The organism is Rhodohalobacter halophilus (genome assembly GCF_001715195.1).
GTDB classification, from domain to species: Bacteria; Bacteroidota; Rhodothermia; order Balneolales; family Balneolaceae; genus Rhodohalobacter; species Rhodohalobacter halophilus.
In genome coordinates, this window is sequence record NZ_MDWE01000037.1 from 54,328 (window position 1) to 73,292 (window position 18,965).

An 18,965-nucleotide genomic window follows, 5' to 3' on the forward strand; every position below is an offset into this window, starting at 1 on the left:
GAAATCAACACAGCTCCATGAACTTTCGTTTATCCACAATTACACTTCTTACCGCACTCCTTTTTACTGCAGCCTGTGGAAGTACCAAACAGTTTCAGCCGGCTCCGCTCGATAGAGACCTCACCATAGATGGCAACCTCTCTGATTGGAATACTGGCCAGGCTCTGTTCGACGAACGTGAACAAGCAAATTACTACTCAGCTTTCGATGACGACTTTCTCTATCTCTACATTGATATCAGAAGTGCATTCAAGGATGCTGCAGTCCGCCGATCTGGGTTTACCGTTTATTTAAGTGATGATGAGGATCGACGAAATCATATCGGTGTTGGATTTCCTCCCGGTACGTTTAACCTGCTTAGAGAATACTCCAACGCTTTTAACGATTTTACCCGAGACGGGGAATGGATGGGGAAATCGGAAAACCGGGAGTTGATGGAGAGTTTAGAAGAAGAGCTCTTTGAGCGGGTGATGATCGTGGAACGAAGTGATCAAAATTCTGATCCCTCCTACGGGTTTATCGACTCCTCACAGCTTGAAGTTGACGGAATGGAAATTGCCGTAAACCCTGACAGCCGTACCATAGGCCTGGAAATGAAAATACCGCGGGATGGCTCTTCCATTTATGGATTTCGAGGCAACCAAGTGTGGGTAGGGTTTGCTATTGAACCACCTGAATTCAGAATACAAGGCAGTAATGAATACTCTGCAACCAACACTCAGCGCGATCGGTATGGAAACCGGGTTCGGCAACAACCTCGTTCCAACAGGGCGAATATGGCCCGTTCTCTTGGAAAAATGGAACGATGGCACATCATTCAGTTCGAGGATTGAAATTTTTATTTTTGATATGATCGAGTAACATTTTCAATCCCATCAAATTGATATAAAATCCATTATATCAACTCTATTTCTATCACTGCTTTTTTATAGCTGTTTCTGTTGCCAATTTTATGAAAGCTTTAAATTAAATACCGATGCGCTTAGCAACTCTGAAACCGAAGCCGATTCTCTTTACGTTGTAGTTAGCGAAAACTTCATCAGTGAACCGGTACTCTATTAGTTCTAACGTGTATGCTCAAATAAAAAAGGCGCCTGAATTCAGACGCCTTTTTAAATCATTCACTATTTCAGGAAAACTTATTTAGCATCCTGATAGTTTTTCTCAACCTGGTCCCAGTTTACTACATTCCAAAAAGCACTCAGGTAGTCAGGTCTTCTGTTTTGATAGTTCAGGTAGTATGCGTGTTCCCAAACATCCACTCCAAGAATTGGAGTCAATCCGTCCATATATGGGCTGTCCTGGTTTGCAGTTGAAGTGACTACCAACTCACCGGAGTCGTTCACGCAAAGCCATCCCCAGCCTGATCCGAATTGAGAAGCAGCCGTTGATGAAAACTCTTCCTTGAACTTATCAAAGCTTCCAAACTTCTTGTTGATCGCTTCAGCAAGTTCACCTGAAGGCTTTCCGCCACCGTTTGGCGACATCACAGTCCAGAAGAGATTGTGGTTTGCATACCCGCCTCCATTGTTAATTACAGCTTGTTTCTTATCGGCAGGTACTTCATCTATACGTCTTAGCACCTCTTCAATATCCAGATCAGCAAACTCATGACCTTCGAGTGCAGCGTTCAATTTGTTTGTATATCCCTGATGATGTTTTCCATGGTGAATTTTCATGGTTCGTTCATCAATGTGCGGTTCTAACGCATCGTAATCATAAGGGAGTTTAGGTAATTCGAATGACATAATTTGTCGTTTTTGAATTCAGGTTCTTGTTTCATTGATAACGCGCTCTATCTCAATGCGTTATCGCTTCTTTCTACTGATTAAAAAAATTACATAGAGAAAACGTTCCAACAAAATTTAATCTATTTTTAGTTTTTGTTTGATGTTGGGAGCCTTAGATAGGTAAATTTAGTCTTATTATTGTTTTAAATAACCAAACAGAGATTTATGAATTACGATTATGATGTAATTATTATCGGGAGTGGCCCCGCCGGGTTTTCCTGCGCCATGCAGAGCACCAAGTTCGACAAGAAAGTTTTAATTGTAGAGGCCGACGAAAACCATCTCGGCGGAACCTGGCTCAATAAAGGAACCGTACCCAGCAAAGCATTGCGTGAAGCGGCCGACCTGATTCTCGATTTCCATTCTCAGTTTGGTGATGAAAAGGGGCGAAAACCATTTGAGAAATTCCGAATGGAAGACCTACTCAGTTATAAAAAGAGCGCCCTTGAGAGTAAAAACAAGAAAGTTAAATCGGATCTTATAAAGAATGAGGTGGAAACCGCACGCGGTTGGGCCAAAATTAAAGATCCAAACACAGTGGAGATTCAGGATAATCTTAATCAAACCAAAACCTACACCACTGCCAACATTCTGATTGCCACCGGCAGCAGTCCTTTACTGCCCGAAAAGTTTGATGTAGATGACAACCACATCCTGGATTATAACTCAATCCTCAACATTACACATATCCCGCGGCGCTTGGTAATTGTGGGTAGCGGTGTGATTTCATTTGAGTATGCCACAATTTTTGCATCCCTCGGAACACGTATCACAATTCTGAATGATTCAGACGAATTCCTCCCCTTTCTGGACAGTGAAATCCGTCAGTCAATCCTGAAAACATTGAAAAAGCGGGGAATAGTACTTCATAAGCTTTCGGAGATGATGGATGTAAAACCAAATCCACTCAGAACCTGTATGGAGGTCATTTTCAAAACGGAAAGTGAAAACAGAAAGCAGGTGATTGAGACAGACCACATTCTCTACGTTGGAGGGAAAAAACCAAATACCGATAATCTACTTGCGCCGGGGGTTGATGTTGAACTGGATCAATACGGCTATGTGGTGGCAGATAAAACCTATCGTACAACCGTAGACAATATCTACGCTGCGGGAGATGTTACCGGCGAACCGACCTCAGCCTCTTCATCTTTCGTTCAGGGTCGTCTGGCTGCCTGCAACATGTTCGATATACCCACTGAATCTCCCTCCGGAGATATCCCTTATGGTATTTACTCGATTCCCGAAGTCTCCGGAATTGGCCTGACTGAAGAACAAGCCAAGGAGCAGGGAATTGATGTGACGGTAGGCCGAGCCTATTATGAAAACCTGACCTATGCCGACATCAATCACAGAACCGACGGTATGTTAAAACTTGTCTTTCGGACTGACAATTTAAAACTTTTGGGTGTTCACATTTTTGGTGACTACGCTACAGATTTGGTCCACCTCGGGCAGAGCATCATGGTGCAAGGCGGCACAATTAAGTACTTCATTGAAAACGTACTCAACTACCCAACTTACTCTGAGGCATACAGAATTGCTGCGTTTAACGGTGTGAACCGAGTGTATAAGGCGGGCGTGAAGTATAAAAATATACTGGAAAAGTAGACCGGCACATCTCAATTAAAAAAAGCCACGGAATACCGTGGCTTTTTCTTTTACTACACAAAATGGATAGCCATTTTCAGTCCTTCAGAATCTACCGGAGGATTATCCGGAATGGTTTTTATCCCTTTATCGATCGACTGTTTAGCCGCAAGGGCCAGAGCCATGGAGTCGACGATATCATCTTCCTCAACCTGGTTCCGGCGATACTCTTCTTTGATATCCCGAAAGAAATCATCCGCAATCTCTTCGTGCTTGCTCACCAGGCTCAGTCTGTGGCGCAGACCTTTTTTTGTGTTTTTCTTCTGATAGATCATACCGCCATTCAGATTCATAAAAATCAGTTCCGGGTGGCTTTCAAGTACGGAGCTCCTCAGCTCTTCATGTTCACCGAGTATCTGATCCAACAACCTTATTTTTGGCGTAATGTTCCACGCCTGAACTGTCAGTTTCTTTTCGGTGTACTCAAAACTCTGCATGTTCGCTTCCACATAAGACGGTGAATGAAGTGCAGGCCGAATAGGTGGACTAAATACACTTGATGCGTAATCTGCCCCTAAACGGTCGCGAAGTTTTTGATCACACTCCCTCGTGTAGTTTTCATCTTCCAGGCCAATCGGCATATCAATAAAAACACGGTCAAACTCAAAAAGCGCATCTTTAAAATCGTTATGATCTTCGAGAATCCTGTACTCCGGTTTTTTATCAAACGTGACCAGGATCCATCCCGCCTTGCAACCGTCAATTCCTGCTGTTTTCAAATCTGTATATCCTTATTGAGTTACTGTTTTCCGGAGCGAGATATGAAGTTCTTTCAGCTGCGACTCATCCACTTCACTTGGGCTGTTGTCCATCGGGCTTTGCGCACGCTGATTTTTTGGAAATGCTATCACATCGCGTAAGCTCGTGGCACCCGACATCAACATCACAATTCGATCGAGTCCAAGGGCAATCCCCCCGTGAGGCGGTGCTCCATACTTAAACGCATCCAGTAAAAATCCGAACTTCTCCTCCGCTTCCTGTTCATCGATGCCTAATAACGTAAACATACGCTGCTGGAGTTCCGGGGTATGAATTCTGATCGATCCGCCGCCAATCTCATTTCCGTTTAATACCAAATCGTATGCCCTGGCTTTCACAGCTTTTGGATCAGACTCAAGCTTGTCTGTATCTTCCTCTTTCGGAGATGTAAATGGATGGTGTAGAGCGTGATATCGTAAATCCTCTTTCGACCACTCTACCAGCGGAAAGTCCGTAACCCATAAAAATCGCGGCTGATCTTTGTCGATCAGATCGAACTGATTTCCGATGATCAATCTCAGCCCGCCCATCTGTTTGTACACGTCCGGTGCCGGACCTGCAAGAATTAGCACCAGATCTCCATCCTCTGCTTCGGATGTTTTAGCCATAGTTTGCATGGTCTCATCTTCCAGAAATTTACCTACACTGCAGGTGATCTCTCCATCATTCAATTTCATAAAGATCATTCCTGCAGCACCTGTTTCTGAGGTCACTTTGTCAGTTAATCGATCCAGGGCGCCTCTACCCATACTGCCTTCACCGGGAACTGTGATTGAAAGCACCCGACCGCCTTTATCCACGGTTGATTTAAAAATCTTGAACCCGGATTCGGCTACATCATCAGATATGTCGTGAATCTTTACATCAAATCGGAGGTCTGGTTTGTCGGAGCCATAGGTGGTCATCGCCTCTTCGTAACTTATGCGTGGGAACGGTGTATTCAGCTCTACGCCTAAATGCTCCTTCCAAATTTCTGCCATCAGCCTTTCATGCTCCTCATATATCACCTCTTCATCCACGAACGACATTTCGACGTCCACCTGGGTAAATTCCGGCTGGCGGTCAGCTCGCAGATCTTCATCCCGAAAGCACTTCACAATCTGAAAGTAGCGATCAAAACCGGACACCATCAGTAGCTGCTTATACGTCTGAGGGCTTTGTGGCAGAGCAAAGAATTTCCCGGGATTTACACGGCTCGGCACCAGATAGTCACGTGCTCCTTCCGGTGTGGATTTCATCAGAACCGGGGTTTCCACCTCAGTAAAATCACGCTCGTTATAAAAATTCCGGATAGTATGATACACTTTTGAGCGCAGAATTAACTTCTCCTGCAGTTCATTTCTTCTCAGGTCGAGATAGCGGTATTTAAGCCGGGTCTCCTCGTTCGTTTTCAGATTATCTTTAATCTCAAATGGCGGAGTCTTCGATTTAGAATAGATCTTCATCTCTGCAACTTCCACCTCAATCTCACCGGTTTTCATCTCCGGGTTGATGGTCTCCTTGCTTCGGTTAATCACTTTCCCCTTTACGCCAATCACATATTCAGAACGCAGATTCTCAGCCAAAGAGTGAATTTTTTCATTCGTCTCGTCAAAAACGATCTGTGTAATTCCATACCGGTCTCTCAAATCAATAAATATCAGCCCTCCCAAATCTCTTCGCTTGGATACCCAACCGTTTAATACTACATCTTTACCTTTCTCATCAATTGTAAGTTCACCGCAGGTATGGGTTCGTAACCAACTCATAAAATTTTTGCTTTAATGCGTTTAAAATCGTTTTCTATTTAAGTCTGCAAAAATAACCAATCTTTTAACCATTCGCTTATTTTGAGCGGAAAGTTTTTATGAATTCAATTCTCATCCTGAACCTCTTCTCATCGTTCTTTCTGTGCGGACTGATCTGGACAGTCCAGCTGGTTCACTATCCATTCTTCCTCTTTGCAGGCAACGACCGCTTTAAGCCGTCGATGGATTTCCACCGATCCCGCATTTCATACATTGTGATACCGGTAATGCTTGCTGAACTTTTTTCATCCGCATGGCTGACGTTTTACTCCACAGATTTCACCGGACTTCACACTACAGGTTTACTACTCATCCTGTTGGTATGGGGAGGGCACTTTTTTCAGGCAGGTTCCCTTACACTCCAAATTGTCCTCAGGTTTTGATGCCAATGCAATCCAAAAGCTTGTTTTCACAAACTGGACAAGAACCATTCTTTGGAGTTTAAAGTCCATCCTGGGTATTCTGACTTTGAGACTATATCTAATTTAATTAACAGGGATGATTCAAGATTAGTAATAAGTTAGAAACCAATAATTTTTCAACTAAAATTCTTCACCTTTTCAAATAAAAAAGTATATTCAAAGTCCTTTTCAACGTAAGTTGGCTTTGGACCATGAATAAAATCAAGGTTTTAATTGCAGAAAATTTTGATGTCTACAGACATGGTTTAAGAAGTATCCTGTCTGAAGCGCCCGCCGTTTCTGAGGTTTATGCTGTACGATCAGCCAAAGATCTGGTACAGGCTTATAAAAAAAGCCCGGATTCAGTATGTATTGTCTCTTCAAATATTGAAGGGTCCAACATCCATGATCTGATGCAGCGACTTGAGAAAGTGCAGCCTGCCCCAAAAGTTATTGTCCTTACTTACTCCACGGATGTCAATCACCTAAATCAATCACTCAAGGCCGGAGTAAATGGATACCTGATGAAAAACTGCACAACCGGTGAACTTGAGTCGGCCATTAAAGAAGTTGCAAAAGGGAAACAAGCATTCAGTAAGTCCGTTTCCCAGATGATGGCGAATAAATATGTGGATCAAGCCAAAAAGACCGGCAGCGTAAGTAATAAATTAACAAAGCGGGAAACGGAAGTTTTGAAACTGATTGTAGAGGGACACACCAGCCCTGAGATCGCAAAAATGCTCTTCATTAGTCCCCGAACTGTTGAAACACACCGTTCAAATCTGATGAACAAGTTGAAGATCAAAAATACGGCAGCCCTTGTTCGGTATGCGCTTGAAAAAACTGAAATTGGCTAAAACCCAGGCACTACGTATTTCTACGTAGTTAAAATTACATTCTTCTACTTATTGCAGGATCGGTTTGATAAAAGTAAGTTTAAAGTGCAAATGGGGTAATAGCCGTCTGTAGATGATATTTAGCAGCCTTCTTTGATCGGAGGGCTGCTAATTTTTTTGGCCATATCTCACCTGATCATACGCCTGAATGTAAATTTCCCATCCATAAACTATGCCCATAACCAAGCAGCAAGAGATTCGCGTTCAAAATTGGCTCAATGAGCGCGCCCCAAACAGTACCTGCACAATGTGCGGAAGTAAAAAGTGGATCATCGGTGATATCCTTGCACCCACCGTCACATTTCATGGAAAGAGTGTGGACATCAGCGGAGACAGCCGGCCGATGGTACAGGTCATTTGCGGTAAGTGTGCAAAAGTGAATCTATTTGATGCGAGTATGATTGGCTTGATATAACCGATCGAAAGTATCTGATCAACCAATCATCACTTCGTTAAGCTTTTTCACATTATTTACGATTCCATCTACAAGATGAATGTTATCTTTAAACACGCCATCCAGCCCATCCTCGTTGATAAAATTGAAGGGCGGTTCAAAAAGAAAACAGTCAACTTATTTCAGGACGATACAGGAATATTAATAAGAAGCGTGAAATCCCGTGGCTTCAGAGAACCGTTATTTAAAAGAAAGGCTTCTCAAAAAAATGGGTGATGTCCCAAGAATTCGGAAAACTGTTGCATCAAGGAAGTGAATTTTTTAAAAAAGTGTGGGGGCCCGAGGCTTCGGGAAACCGCTAAATCAAGGAAAAGGAAAGGATATTTTAAAGTAGCGTGGGGCGGAATCGAACCGCCGACCTCCGGGTTATGAATCCGACGCTCTCACCAACTGAGCTACCACGCCATCCATTCAGTCTCTTACACATCGTATTCAAGAGAGCATCAAATATATGACTTTTTTTATACAAAGTTGAAATGGAAAATTTCACTTTTTAGAATTTTCTCAATCACTCAAACTAATCCGGTAAAGCGAACCCCTTGACTCCTTTCCTCGATCGATCTGGATGGTCGAAAATGGAATGTTGACAGGAATATCATCCGGATTCAACTATCTGCCAAACTCAAGGTGAGAAAAACTTACTTTATCTTGACTCCATATCGGAGTATTTTACAAAGTCATAAAAAATTTAAAAAAATAAGCACAGTTCCGCCGGATCAACCATGCATTTTGGCGGGCTCAAAATTTGCAAACCACTCTTTACTGATGGCTAATAAAATTACGGATAGAAAAGACGACTACTCTCAATGGTACCTGGATGTGGTAAAGGAAGCCAAACTGGCTGACCACTCCCCTGTTCGCGGTTCGATGATCATTCGCCCAAACGGATTTGCACTCTGGGAGAATATGAAACAAGCACTCGATCAAATGTTTAAGGATACAGGTCACGAGAATGCCTACTTCCCGCTTTTCATCCCAAAATCTTTTTTATCGAAAGAAGCCCAGCATGTTGAGGGTTTTGCAAAAGAGTGTGCTGTTGTAACCCACAGCCGGCTTAAAAGTGTTGATGGCGGCGTGGAAGTGGACCCTGAATCCCGCCTGGATGAAGAGTTAATTGTCCGCCCTACATCAGAAACCATTATCTGGGATGCATACGGCAAATGGATCCAATCTTATCGCGACCTCCCCATCCTGATTAATCAATGGGCTAATGTGGTGCGATGGGAGATGAGAACCCGCCTTTTTCTTCGAACGATGGAGTTCCTCTGGCAGGAAGGCCACACGGCTCATGCCACGGAAGAGGAAGCGGTTGAGGAGACGAGAAAAATGCTTTACGTCTACAAAACGTTTGCAGAAGAGTATATGGCCATGCCGGTGCTCACCGGAGTAAAAACCGAGTCAGAACGTTTTGCCGGCGCTGTGGATACCTACTGTATTGAAGCACTGATGCAGGATGGAAAAGCCCTACAGGCCGGAACATCACACTTTCTTGGGCAGAATTTTGCCAAGGCGTTTGATGTGAAATTCCAGGACCAGGATGGAGAGCACAAATATGTATGGGCTACCAGCTGGGGTGTTTCCACAAGACTGATCGGCGGCCTGATTATGACTCACTCTGACGATAACGGATTGGTTCTGCCTCCTAAACTGGCTCCGAACCAGGTAGTAATTGTACCTATTTACCGTAAAGATGAGCAGCGGGAAGCTGTACTCAACTACGCACAACCGATTATTGATGAACTGAGGGACAAAGGAATTTCTGTAAAACTTGACGATCGCGACAACTTTAAACCGGGCTGGAAATTTGCCCAGCACGAAGCCGAAGGTGTACCGCTCAGAATCGCAATTGGACCGCGTGATGTAGAAAATCAAAATCTTGAAATCGCGCGTCGCGACACACTTGAAAAAAGTATTGTACCTCTTGGAGGGATTGCAGACCATATCGAAGAACTGTTGGAGTCTATTCAGGCCGATCTCTTCAATGCTGCTAAACAGCGTATGGATGATGCCACACGAACGGTTAACAGTTACGAAGAGTTTAAAGAGGAGATTGAAAACGGCGGCTTTATTTGGGCTCATTGGGACGGAACGGCAAAAACAGAAGAGAAAATAAAAGAGGAAACCAAAGCAACAATTCGGCTGATTCCGATTCATGAAGATGACCCTGTTCCGGGAGAATGCATCGTTACCGGGAAACCTTCAAAACAGAAAGTCCTATTTGCCAGATCATACTAATTCTATCAGATGAACATTGACCCCAACATACCAAAACCTCTTCAGTTATATACTGCCGATCAATCTCGAGAAATTGATCGCAGGACGATAGAAGAGTTTGGTATTGACGGGTTCACGCTGATGGAAATGGCTGCTAAAGGTGCTGCAACCACGATTCAGAATTATCTCGGTGAGAACAAACAGGGACTTTTCGTTTGCGGCAAGGGAAACAACGCGGGAGATGCACTCGCTGCCGCCCGCTACCTGACTGAAAATGCCGGGCATCATGTCTCCATTTTTTTTGCTCTTGGAACAGACAATCTCAGCCCCGATTGTGATAAAAACTACAGTTTGCTAAAGAAACTGTCGGAGCACTCCGACTCCATCTCATTCCTGAACGGCAACCTGGAGGACTCCTTTCCGCAGAGTGATTATCTTGTGGACGGACTGTTTGGTACAGGTTTAGCCAGTGAAATTCGTTCGCCGGTTAAAGAGATTACCGAACAGATCAACCGGTTGGAAAAACCGGTCTTTTCGATGGATCTCCCTTCAGGCCTGAACGCTGATACCGGAACCGTGCATGGGGTGACCGTCCGTGCTGATCATACCTGTACATTTGGCACCCAAAAAACAGGCCTTTTTATAAACAATGGGCCAACCTACAGCGGTACTGTTCATTTTACAGACCTCCCATTTCCATCCTATTTAAGGAAAAACTTTATCACAGGTATTGATCCGGAGTTATCAAAAGTGCTGCCAAAAATTAGCCGGCAGGCTCGTCACAAATATGAAGATGGTGTGGTGCATCTGATTGCAGGATCACCCGGGCTGACAGGTGCCGCAATTATGGCCGCAAAAAGTGCCTGGCGCCAAGGAGCGGGTTCCGTAATTTTATACACTCCCGAAGCGCTGCTTCCGATTTATGAGAATGCTCTTCCGCAAATCATCAAAATTGTTTTAGATGATTCTGCCTCCTTTCAGCCCCGGCATGTTGAAACCATCCTTCAAAAAATAATAGATAAACCAGGAGTGCTGTTGATGGGACCCGGAATGGGAACATCCGATCAGACCCGGGAATTCACCACTTCACTATTAAAGAGTTATGCAGGCCCGGCTGTGATTGATGCTGATGCACTGGCTTGTTGGGAGAGTTTAAAAAACATCGATTCAGAAAGACGAAAAGAGTGGCTTCTGACCCCTCATCCCGGCGAAGCAAAAAAGTATCTGGGGTTTGATTCTCAACAATTAAACCCAATTACAGTTGCTACAGAATTTTCAAATCAAAATAACGTTTCACTACTTTTAAAGGGGAACCCCACGATCTATATCCCGTACAACAGTTCACCGTTTATGACTACATATGATACGGCTCCGTTCAGCCGTGCTGGATTCGGAGATGTATTAAGCGGCTCGGTGGCAACATGGTGGGGTATTTCCAAAAGTTTAAAATGGGCCCCGGTTTATGCACTGCTTGATGGCTACACAAACTACATCAGTAAAAAGGAGAGTCAGGACTCTTTCGGACCAGAAGATCTTACATGATTAAAAAAATACTTTCATTCCTGTTTGAACACAGAAGAATTATCTACACTCTCTTTTTTCTGATTACAGCTGCAATTCTCGCGCTCACTATACTCCCCTCCCGTCACCTGGGACAAAACCGGCTTTTTCAGTATGACAAAGTTGGCCACTTTATGATGTTCTTCTCCTGGACACTGGTGTTTGGGTTGCTCTACCTATCAAAAAAACCTGCCCGAACCAATCTGGGAGTCATATTTTTTACTGGGGCACTTTTTGGAATTGCTATTGAAGTTCTGCAGGGAGTTCTTCCATTTGGCAGATCGATAGACTTTTATGATGCCATCGCAGATCTGATGGGAGCTGCAACGGCTACATTTATATTATTTCTGGTAAAAAAATATTTACCGGCAAAGAATTGATTGCAGTTTTACAGAATCAACATTATAATATCCAACCATTATTTAACGTTGGAATGTTAGCATCAAATCGATTATACTTGATGTAAGCGTTTGTTAAAACTTTAAAACCCCTTTAGACCGATGACAGAACGAAAAAAACCGGATGCTGACTTACGGAATTACTACACTGTATTCTGGGAGTTAGGCCTTCTTGCCGCGCTGGTTATTTTTATCATACTGGTAAGAGCTGATTTTACCAGTCAGGCGCCCGAAGAGTACGTAATGGACGAACAAGAAGTTGTGGAGATGGAAGAGATTATCCAGACACGACAGATTGAAACACCCCCACCACCACCCAGACCTCCGGTTCCTGTTGAGGTTCCTAACGATGAGATTATTGAAGATGTAGATATTGATATCTCTGCTGATCTTGACCTGGGAGGACAACTGAGTATGCCTCCTCCACCGCCTCCTGCCGAGGAAGAAGATGAAGAAGATTTCTTTGTAGTTGTAGAGGAGATGCCGGAACTGATCGGTGGCCTCGGTGAACTTCAAAGTAAAATCAGATATCCTGAAATGGCACGGCGAGCAGGAATTGAAGGACGTGTTTACATCCAGTTTATTGTAAATGAGCAGGGTCAGGTTGAAAACCCACAAGTTATTCGCGGAATTGGCGGCGGTGCTGATGAAGAAGCACTTCGTGTTGTGAGCCAGGCTGAGTTTAAACCCGGTATGCAGCGTGGACGTCCGGTAAGAGTTCAGTATAGTTTACCGATCTTTTTCCGCCTACAGAACTAAATATTTCTTTTTTAGACTTTATAAAGGTGATTCAGCAAAACTGGATCACCTTTTTTTATTTTAAAGAATCAAGCCAAGCAGAAAATGCGTCCAACACCTTTCTTAGGTTTTCGAAACCAACCAGATCAAATGCCCGATCAAGCTCTACCCATTTTAGGTCTGTGATCCCCTCCTCTTGCTGTGGGCTCAGATCGGAACTGTTCCTTGCCACCATAGCGTACCAGAATGTAGTTTTCCCAAAATCTATTCCATCCTGCCGGTATTCATGGTAGGTCTCACAGAGAAAGGACTTTAAAATGGGCGGGATATCAGAACCGGTCTCCTCCGCTACCTCACGCACGGCACAATCTGAAATTGATTCCCCTTCATCCTGTTTGCCTTTTGGCAGATCCCATATACCATTTCTCTTGATCAGTAATACAATTGGGGTGCCTTTATCATACCGATAGAGAACACCCCCTCCTGCTTTAATTAAAACCAAGTTAATTCTCTTCTGATTTGTCAGCCGATTCACTTTTGCCGCTACCTTTCTTCTTCTCATCAGCGTAGTTCAGGCGGAGAGTGGTTAAAGTCTGCTCCAGATAGTCGGTTACCTCTTTAGGGAGATTCCCTTTGGTGTATGCCTGAAGCATATTCAGAGTGTCAATCGCAAATTTTGCCGAGCTTAAATCGCGCTCTACCTTATCCGTTTGTGGATTTTTTATCTTCCCCATTCCCATCATAGCTATTTGCTGATGCTGTTGTATGAGCATCACAAATAACAACTGCTGTTGCTGTTCGGGGCTTAAATTTTCGGGTGTCTTTTGATTTTCGTTACTCATGTCACTGTTTTAATTCTAAATTACAATTCAATGCGATGATATTGTAAAGAGTTTGTATACTTACGGGAACACAAAAATACAAAAATCAACAGACTAAATGGCTATCATTCAACCGTTCCGCGGATGGCTTCCGAAACCTGAGCATGCTGATGAAGTTGCCTGCGTTCCATACGATGTAATCAATACAGAAGAGGCAAAAGAACTTGCCGAAGGAAAACCCAACAGCTACTTGCACGTAATCCGGCCGGAAATAGACCTGCCGGACGGAACACCTTTTAACGACGACAAGGTTTACCAAAAAGGGGCTGAAAATCTCAAGAAACTTTTAGGATCAGACCTCTTCCTACAAGATGAAAAACCGGCTGTTTATATCTATCAGATGGAGGTAGACAGCCATACTCAAACAGGTGTTTACACCTGCGCCTCCGTCCAGGATTACGATAATGATGTAATTTTAAAACATGAACTAACCCGCCCCGATAAAGAGGACGACCGAACCAGGCATATCCTCACTCAAGAAGCACACGCAGAGCCGGTCATGCTCACGTTTCGGGATTCAGAGGACATCTCATTTCAGATTGAGAAGATCACCATCACACAACCTCCTTTCATTGAGCACGAAGGAGAAGGCGGAGTTACCCATCGTATCTGGAAAACATTTGCAACAGCTGAAATGGTAAAAGGCTTTGCTGATGTTGCCAAACTCTACATTGCCGATGGGCATCATCGCTGTAAAAGTGCATCACGAGTGGCCGAACAACTACGAAAAGAGCGAAACGTATTCCCGGGGGAAGCTGAGTTTGAATATTTTCCGGTTGTGCTTTTTCCAATGTCTCAAATGAAAATTCTACCCTACAATCGGGTGATTAAATCAGTAACCAAAGAGAAGTTCAACTCTATCAAAAAGGAGTATGGTCTGATTCCCACCGACCAAAAAGAGCCGGAACAGAAAGGGGCTGTCTCTATCTATTTTGATGAAACCTGGTGGAGTATGAAGCTCCCGGCAGCAGCATCTCAGAAAGTTTCGGCCTCTCTTGATGTTGCTCGATTACAGGATGGATTTTTAAATCCCGTATTTGGAATTGAAAATCCACGAACAGATCAAAATATTAACTTTGTGGGTGGAATTCGCGGAACCAAAGAGCTGGAGAAACTTGTGGATAAAGGTTCTTATGATCTGGCGATCAGTATGTACCCAACTTCCATCCGGGAGCTGCTCGATGTATCGGATCAGGGTGAATTGATGCCGCCAAAATCCACATGGTTCGAGCCAAAAATAAAATCAGGATTAATCGTTCACACATTTTAAATCACGGAATATTATGAATAGAGTTCACAATTTTAGTGCAGGTCCGGCAACACTTCCCCTCTCGGTATTAGAGAAGGTTCAAAATGAGCTAATAGATTACAAAGGGAAAGGTGCATCAATCATAGAGATGAGCCATCGAAGCCCGGAATACACCGAGGTCAATCGTCAGGCGGTAGAAAGAATCAAAAAAATAACCGGTGCAGATGACGACTGGGTAGTGTTGTTTCTCCAGGGTGGTGCAAGCAGCCAGTTTATGATGGTTGCGCACAATTTCCTGAATAATCAGCGAACAGCTAACTACATCGATACCGGTACATGGTCTGCCAAAGCGATCAAAGAAGCTAAATTGTTTGGTAACGTTCATACCTCATTTTCAGGCAAAGAAGGCGGGTATAAACACATACCGCTGTCAGATGAACTCAGCTTTGCGGATGACGCTGTTTACACTCACTTCACCAGCAATAATACCGTGGCCGGGTCACAATTTGCAAGCGAACCCGAAAGCGGTGGAGCACCTTTAGTGTGCGATGCCTCTTCCGATTTCCTATCCCGGCCCATTGATCTGGAAAAATATGGATTGATCTATGCCGGTGCACAAAAAAATGTGGGTCCTGCAGGTGCAACGGTTGTGATGGTGAGAAAAAGTTTTCTCGAAAAACAGCGCCCCGAGGCAATTCCAACCATACTGAACTATCAAACCCATGTAGAAAAACTCTTCAACACTCCTCCTGTTTTTGCAGTTTACATGATAAACTATGTGCTCGAATGGGTGTTGGAAAAGGGTGGCCTCTCCTACTTTGAGGAGTTCAGCACAAAAAAATCCGATCTGATCTATAATCAGATCGACAAGGATGACTTTTACAGAGGTGCTGTAGAGAACGATGCCCGATCAAAAATGAATATCACCTTCAGGCTGCCAACAGAAGAGCTGGAGCAGAAATTTATCTCTGAAGCCGCTTCAGAGGGCATGGTAAACCTGAAGGGTCACCGTTCGGTGGGCGGAGTCCGTGCAAGTATCTACAATGCCTGCGAATTGGCAAGTGTAAAAGCCCTTGCTGATTTTATGGCTAATTTTAGATCTAAAAACGGGTAATCAATTATTCACCGGATAACTTAGAGTTATCCGGTGAATTTTCAGATCAAGCCCAGAACCGTCAAAAAGTGATCAACACTGTTGGGTACAAAAAAGAGTAGATAGAGCACACCCCAAAGTGCACCGGCGATATGAGCTTCGTGATTCACGTTCCCACCTCCGCGTTTACTCTCAAAAACACTGTAAAGCAGAAACATCAGCCCAAATATCCAGGCAGGAATTGGAATCGGCAAAAGTATAATGATGATTTTCTCAGTCGGGTAGAGAAATATATATCCAAACAGTACACTTTCTACCGCCCCCGAAGCTCCCAGCGTGGCATAGTTTGGATTTTCCCTGTGGCGAATAAGCGAAGGTAACGCAGAGAAGACTAAACCCGTAAAATAGAGAGCCAAATAGTGGTATAAACCCAGGGTTTGCTCAATTACAATTCCAAAAAAGAAGAGCACAAACATATTCACTAATAGGTGCCCAACGCTGCCATGCAGAAACCCTGAGCTGATCACTTCATACCAGGTCCCCTTCCTGACCGTGCGATATGGCCGGAGCATCCCTGTTTCCAATATTCTCTGATCTACATAGAGTGCCGCTAATGAGATGAAACTTGTAACAGCAATAAGTGTTAGTGTAACCGTCATGTTTGATACTTTTAATTAAGTCGAATGAATATAAGGGAATTGAAAACAATTACAGATCTTATTCGATCTCTCATTTTACTTCATCTCCCAAATTGCTACTTTTTATCCGACAACTTAAACCTGTTGCTGTTTCTATGACCCGGCTACTACAAAAATCGACTGTTTACATTTTACTCCTCCTATTTTTGAGCTCATGCGGTATTTCAAGAAAAAGTGTTTCACCCGATACTCCTGAACGCGACTATTCGTCCGTTGATGCGGGAGCAGAAATTGAATCGGGTGTAGCGAGCTGGTATGGTCCCAATTTTCATGGAAAACTTACGGCAAATGGGGAAACCTATAACATGAATGGCATGACAGCTGCTCATCGGAGTCTGCCTTTTAACACCGTGGTACAGGTTGAAAATCAAACCAATGGCAAAACAGTTGTTGTTCGGATAAATGACCGCGGCCCCTATGCTCACAACCGTATTATTGATCTCTCAAGAAGAGCTGCCCGGGAAATAGATATGGAGGAAGTTGGAACAGCAGAAGTAAGACTATTTCTGGTTGAAGAGGGTGACCGACCGCTCTCTGAAGATAACCTCAATAGTATAGAAACGTTCACTGTTCAGCTTGCATCATTCAAATCCCGAAGTGAAGCTGAAAACTTTATCTCATCCATCTCAGGCGCACGAATAGAACCCGTGCCTGTTGCCGGAGAAACTGTCTACAGAATCTATTATGGTACATACTCCGACCCAACAGACGCTCGCGATGCCATGCAACGCCTCAGAAGGCAGGGACTTGACGGATTTGTAAAACAAACTCAGAACTGATTTTTTCTTAATTCATGGATTGATTTTAAATCAATTTGGGTTAACATGCCATAACTCAAATTAATCAAGCTCATGAAGAAAAATATCATCGTAATCGGGAGTGGATTTGGCGGCCTCGCAACTGCTTCCCGACTATTATCAAAGGGACACAACGTAACGATTTACGAAAAGCGTGACAAACCCGGTGGACGAGCCTATGTCTATGAAATGAACGGGTTTAAATTTGATGGCGGCCCAACTGTTATCACTGCTCCTTTTATGTTCGATGATATCTATTCGGCAGCCGGGAAAAAGCGTGAAGACTATTTTAAGTTGGTCCCCTGCGACCCTTTTTACAGAATTTTTGATCACAATGGCAATCCCTTCGATTATAATAATGATCACAATTTCATCCTCTCTGAAATTGAGAAAGTGAATCCGGATGATAAAGCCGGCTACGAGGAATTTATAAAAACCACAAAACCAATCTTTGAAAAGGGATTTGTTGAACTTGCCGATAAACCGTTCCCAAAGTTTACAGACATGCTGAAGGTTGCTCCGGACCTGATCAAACTTCAGTCGCATAAGTCTGTGTATAAATATGTGTCCCAGTTTATCGAAAATGAATTTCTTCGACGAGCATTTTCATTCCACCCGCTGTTGGTTGGCGGTAACCCATTCGATACAACCTCCATTTACTCCATGATACACTACCTGGAACGTGAGTGGGGAGTTCACTATGCGATGGGTGGAACCGGGGCGATTGTAGACGGCATGGTTAAACTGATTAAAGAACAGGGCGGAGAAATTAAGTTGAATTCAGAAATTAGTGAAATCCTGGTTGAAAATGGCCGTGCAACCGGAATTCGTCTCCCCGGCGGAGAGGTTCAAAAAGCAGATGTTGTGGTAAGCAATGCCGACGTTGCATTTACTTATAAAAATCTGATTAGCCCCAAACATCGAAAAAAGTATACCGATCGTAAAATAGAGCGGACAAAATACAGTATGTCTCTTTTTGTGATCTACTTTGGGACAAAAAAGCGATACAACAACACAAACCTCGAACATCATAACATCATACTTGGAGAGAGGTATAAAGGTTTGCTGAGCGATATTTTCCATAAGAAACACCTTTCTGATGATTTTTCTCTCTATCTGCATATGCCAACCAAAACTGATCCTTCGATGGCACCTGAGGGGCACGAAGCATTCTATGTTCTTTCACCGGTTCCCCACCTCGATGGCGATGTTGACTGGAATGAAATGGCACCGAAGTATCGAAATATGATCATGCAGTTTCTTGAGGATAACTACCTCCCCGACCTTCAGGAAAACATCGTTGCTGAGCACTACATCGATCCGCTTCACTTTCAGAATGAACTGAACAGCTTTAAAGGATCCGCTTTTTCAGTTGAACCGATTCTAACGCAATCAGCCTGGTTCCGGCCTCACAACCGCAGTGAGGATGTAGATGATCTCTATTTTGTAGGAGCCGGTACACATCCCGGTGCGGGTCTGCCGGGCGTACTCTCCTCGGCCAAGATTGCCGAAGATTTAATAGGGAAAGCTTAAAAAGTCTTAAAAAGTATAGATGATTGACTCTCATAAAAAAAGGGCTGTCATTTTTAGTATGACAGCC

19 protein-coding genes and 1 tRNA gene are annotated in these 18,965 nt (G+C 43.7%); 13 read left to right on the forward strand and 7 right to left on the reverse strand.

Annotated features, from left to right (window positions below; all coding sequences use genetic code 11):
* Positions 1 to 17 precede the first annotated feature (17 nt).
* Entirely contained in the window at positions 18 to 833 is an 816-nt protein-coding gene (locus tag BG260_RS10630) for a hypothetical protein (RefSeq protein ID WP_141691576.1), read from the forward strand.
* A gap of 306 nt (positions 834 to 1,139) precedes the next feature.
* Here BG260_RS10630 and BG260_RS10635 read toward each other — a convergent pair whose 3' ends face one another.
* A complete protein-coding gene (locus BG260_RS10635; protein ID WP_069132489.1) occupies positions 1,140 to 1,748 on the reverse strand; it encodes a superoxide dismutase in 609 nt (202 codons plus the stop codon).
* 207 nt (positions 1,749 to 1,955) lie between these two features.
* Here BG260_RS10635 and sthA point away from each other — a divergent pair, with 207 nt between their 5' ends.
* The gene (gene sthA / locus BG260_RS10640; RefSeq protein ID WP_069132491.1) at positions 1,956 to 3,401 is read left to right on the forward strand and encodes a Si-specific NAD(P)(+) transhydrogenase; all 1,446 of its coding nucleotides are present in this window, start codon (positions 1,956 to 1,958) and stop codon (positions 3,399 to 3,401) included.
* 53 nt (positions 3,402 to 3,454) lie between these two features.
* On the opposite strand, the gene BG260_RS10645 is transcribed toward sthA, so the two are convergent.
* Positions 3,455 to 4,159 carry a DUF429 domain-containing protein gene (locus tag BG260_RS10645; RefSeq protein WP_069132493.1) on the reverse strand — a complete coding sequence of 235 codons (705 nt, stop codon included), beginning with the start codon at positions 4,157 to 4,159 and terminating at the stop codon, positions 3,455 to 3,457.
* Positions 4,160 to 4,171: 12 nt separating this feature from the next.
* Entirely contained in the window at positions 4,172 to 5,947 is a 1,776-nt protein-coding gene (gene aspS, locus BG260_RS10650; RefSeq protein ID WP_069132495.1) for an aspartate--tRNA ligase, read from the reverse strand.
* A 98-nt stretch (positions 5,948 to 6,045) separates the two neighbouring features.
* On the opposite strand from aspS, the gene BG260_RS10655 reads away from it, so the two are divergent.
* The 3 genes from BG260_RS10655 to BG260_RS10665 all read left to right on the forward strand — a co-directional run bounded on the left by BG260_RS10655 (position 6,046) and on the right by BG260_RS10665 (position 7,698).
* Positions 6,046 to 6,369, forward strand: coding sequence for a hypothetical protein (locus tag BG260_RS10655; RefSeq protein WP_083750259.1), 324 nt, complete (start codon positions 6,046 to 6,048; stop codon positions 6,367 to 6,369).
* 230 nt (positions 6,370 to 6,599) lie between these two features.
* Complete coding sequence (locus BG260_RS10660) at positions 6,600 to 7,244, forward strand: LuxR C-terminal-related transcriptional regulator (RefSeq protein WP_069132497.1); 645 nt, start codon at positions 6,600 to 6,602, stop codon at positions 7,242 to 7,244.
* A 211-nt stretch (positions 7,245 to 7,455) separates the two neighbouring features.
* On the forward strand, positions 7,456 to 7,698 hold the full coding sequence (locus BG260_RS10665; protein ID WP_069132499.1) for a hypothetical protein: 243 nt from the start codon (positions 7,456 to 7,458) through the stop codon (positions 7,696 to 7,698).
* A gap of 370 nt (positions 7,699 to 8,068) precedes the next feature.
* Here BG260_RS10665 and BG260_RS10675 read toward each other — a convergent pair.
* Positions 8,069 to 8,142: transfer RNA gene (locus tag BG260_RS10675), tRNA-Met, on the reverse strand.
* A 360-nt stretch (positions 8,143 to 8,502) separates the two neighbouring features.
* Between BG260_RS10675 and proS the strand changes: the two genes are divergently transcribed.
* The 4 genes from proS (at position 8,503) to BG260_RS10695 (ending at position 12,668) form a co-directional block, all read left to right on the forward strand.
* A complete protein-coding gene (proS, locus tag BG260_RS10680; protein WP_069132503.1) occupies positions 8,503 to 9,972 on the forward strand; it encodes a proline--tRNA ligase in 1,470 nt (489 codons plus the stop codon).
* A gap of 9 nt (positions 9,973 to 9,981) precedes the next feature.
* Positions 9,982 to 11,493, forward strand: a complete 1,512-nt coding sequence (locus BG260_RS10685) for an NAD(P)H-hydrate epimerase (RefSeq protein ID WP_083750260.1) — start codon at positions 9,982 to 9,984, stop codon at positions 11,491 to 11,493.
* Positions 11,490 to 11,891, forward strand: coding sequence for a VanZ family protein (locus tag BG260_RS10690; RefSeq protein WP_069132505.1), 402 nt, complete (start codon positions 11,490 to 11,492; stop codon positions 11,889 to 11,891). Before BG260_RS10685 ends, BG260_RS10690 begins: the two co-directional genes overlap by 4 nt.
* 120 nt (positions 11,892 to 12,011) lie before the next feature.
* Positions 12,012 to 12,668, forward strand: a complete 657-nt coding sequence (locus BG260_RS10695) for an energy transducer TonB (protein WP_069132507.1) — start codon at positions 12,012 to 12,014, stop codon at positions 12,666 to 12,668.
* Positions 12,669 to 12,723: 55 nt separating this feature from the next.
* On the opposite strand, the gene BG260_RS10700 is transcribed toward BG260_RS10695, so the two are convergent.
* Together BG260_RS10700 and BG260_RS10705 are read right to left on the reverse strand one after the other, a co-directional pair.
* Positions 12,724 to 13,209: an NUDIX hydrolase gene (locus tag BG260_RS10700; protein WP_083750261.1), complete on the reverse strand. Its 486-nt coding sequence runs from the start codon at positions 13,207 to 13,209 to the stop codon at positions 12,724 to 12,726.
* On the reverse strand, positions 13,151 to 13,489 hold the full coding sequence (locus tag BG260_RS10705; RefSeq protein ID WP_069132511.1) for a DUF1844 domain-containing protein: 339 nt from the start codon (positions 13,487 to 13,489) through the stop codon (positions 13,151 to 13,153). The genes BG260_RS10700 and BG260_RS10705 overlap by 59 nt, the downstream gene beginning before the upstream one ends.
* A 97-nt stretch (positions 13,490 to 13,586) precedes the next feature.
* Between BG260_RS10705 and BG260_RS10710 the strand changes: the two genes are divergently transcribed.
* Both BG260_RS10710 and serC read left to right on the forward strand, forming a co-directional pair.
* Complete coding sequence (locus BG260_RS10710; RefSeq protein ID WP_069132513.1) at positions 13,587 to 14,798, forward strand: DUF1015 domain-containing protein; 1,212 nt, start codon at positions 13,587 to 13,589, stop codon at positions 14,796 to 14,798.
* Between the two features lie 10 nt (positions 14,799 to 14,808).
* The gene (serC, locus tag BG260_RS10715) at positions 14,809 to 15,891 is read left to right on the forward strand and encodes a 3-phosphoserine/phosphohydroxythreonine transaminase (protein ID WP_087148703.1); all 1,083 of its coding nucleotides are present in this window, start codon (positions 14,809 to 14,811) and stop codon (positions 15,889 to 15,891) included.
* 41 nt (positions 15,892 to 15,932) lie between these two features.
* Here serC and BG260_RS10720 read toward each other — a convergent pair whose 3' ends face one another.
* The gene (locus BG260_RS10720; protein WP_069132517.1) at positions 15,933 to 16,529 is read right to left on the reverse strand and encodes a rhomboid family intramembrane serine protease; all 597 of its coding nucleotides are present in this window, start codon (positions 16,527 to 16,529) and stop codon (positions 15,933 to 15,935) included.
* Between the two features lie 134 nt (positions 16,530 to 16,663).
* On the opposite strand from BG260_RS10720, the gene BG260_RS10725 reads away from it, so the two are divergent.
* Together BG260_RS10725 and BG260_RS10730 are read left to right on the forward strand one after the other, a co-directional pair.
* Positions 16,664 to 17,347: a septal ring lytic transglycosylase RlpA family protein gene (locus BG260_RS10725; protein WP_069132518.1), complete on the forward strand. Its 684-nt coding sequence runs from the start codon at positions 16,664 to 16,666 to the stop codon at positions 17,345 to 17,347.
* A gap of 72 nt (positions 17,348 to 17,419) precedes the next feature.
* The gene (locus tag BG260_RS10730) at positions 17,420 to 18,898 is read left to right on the forward strand and encodes a phytoene desaturase (protein WP_069132519.1); all 1,479 of its coding nucleotides are present in this window, start codon (positions 17,420 to 17,422) and stop codon (positions 18,896 to 18,898) included.
* Positions 18,899 to 18,965: the final 67 nt, after the last annotated feature.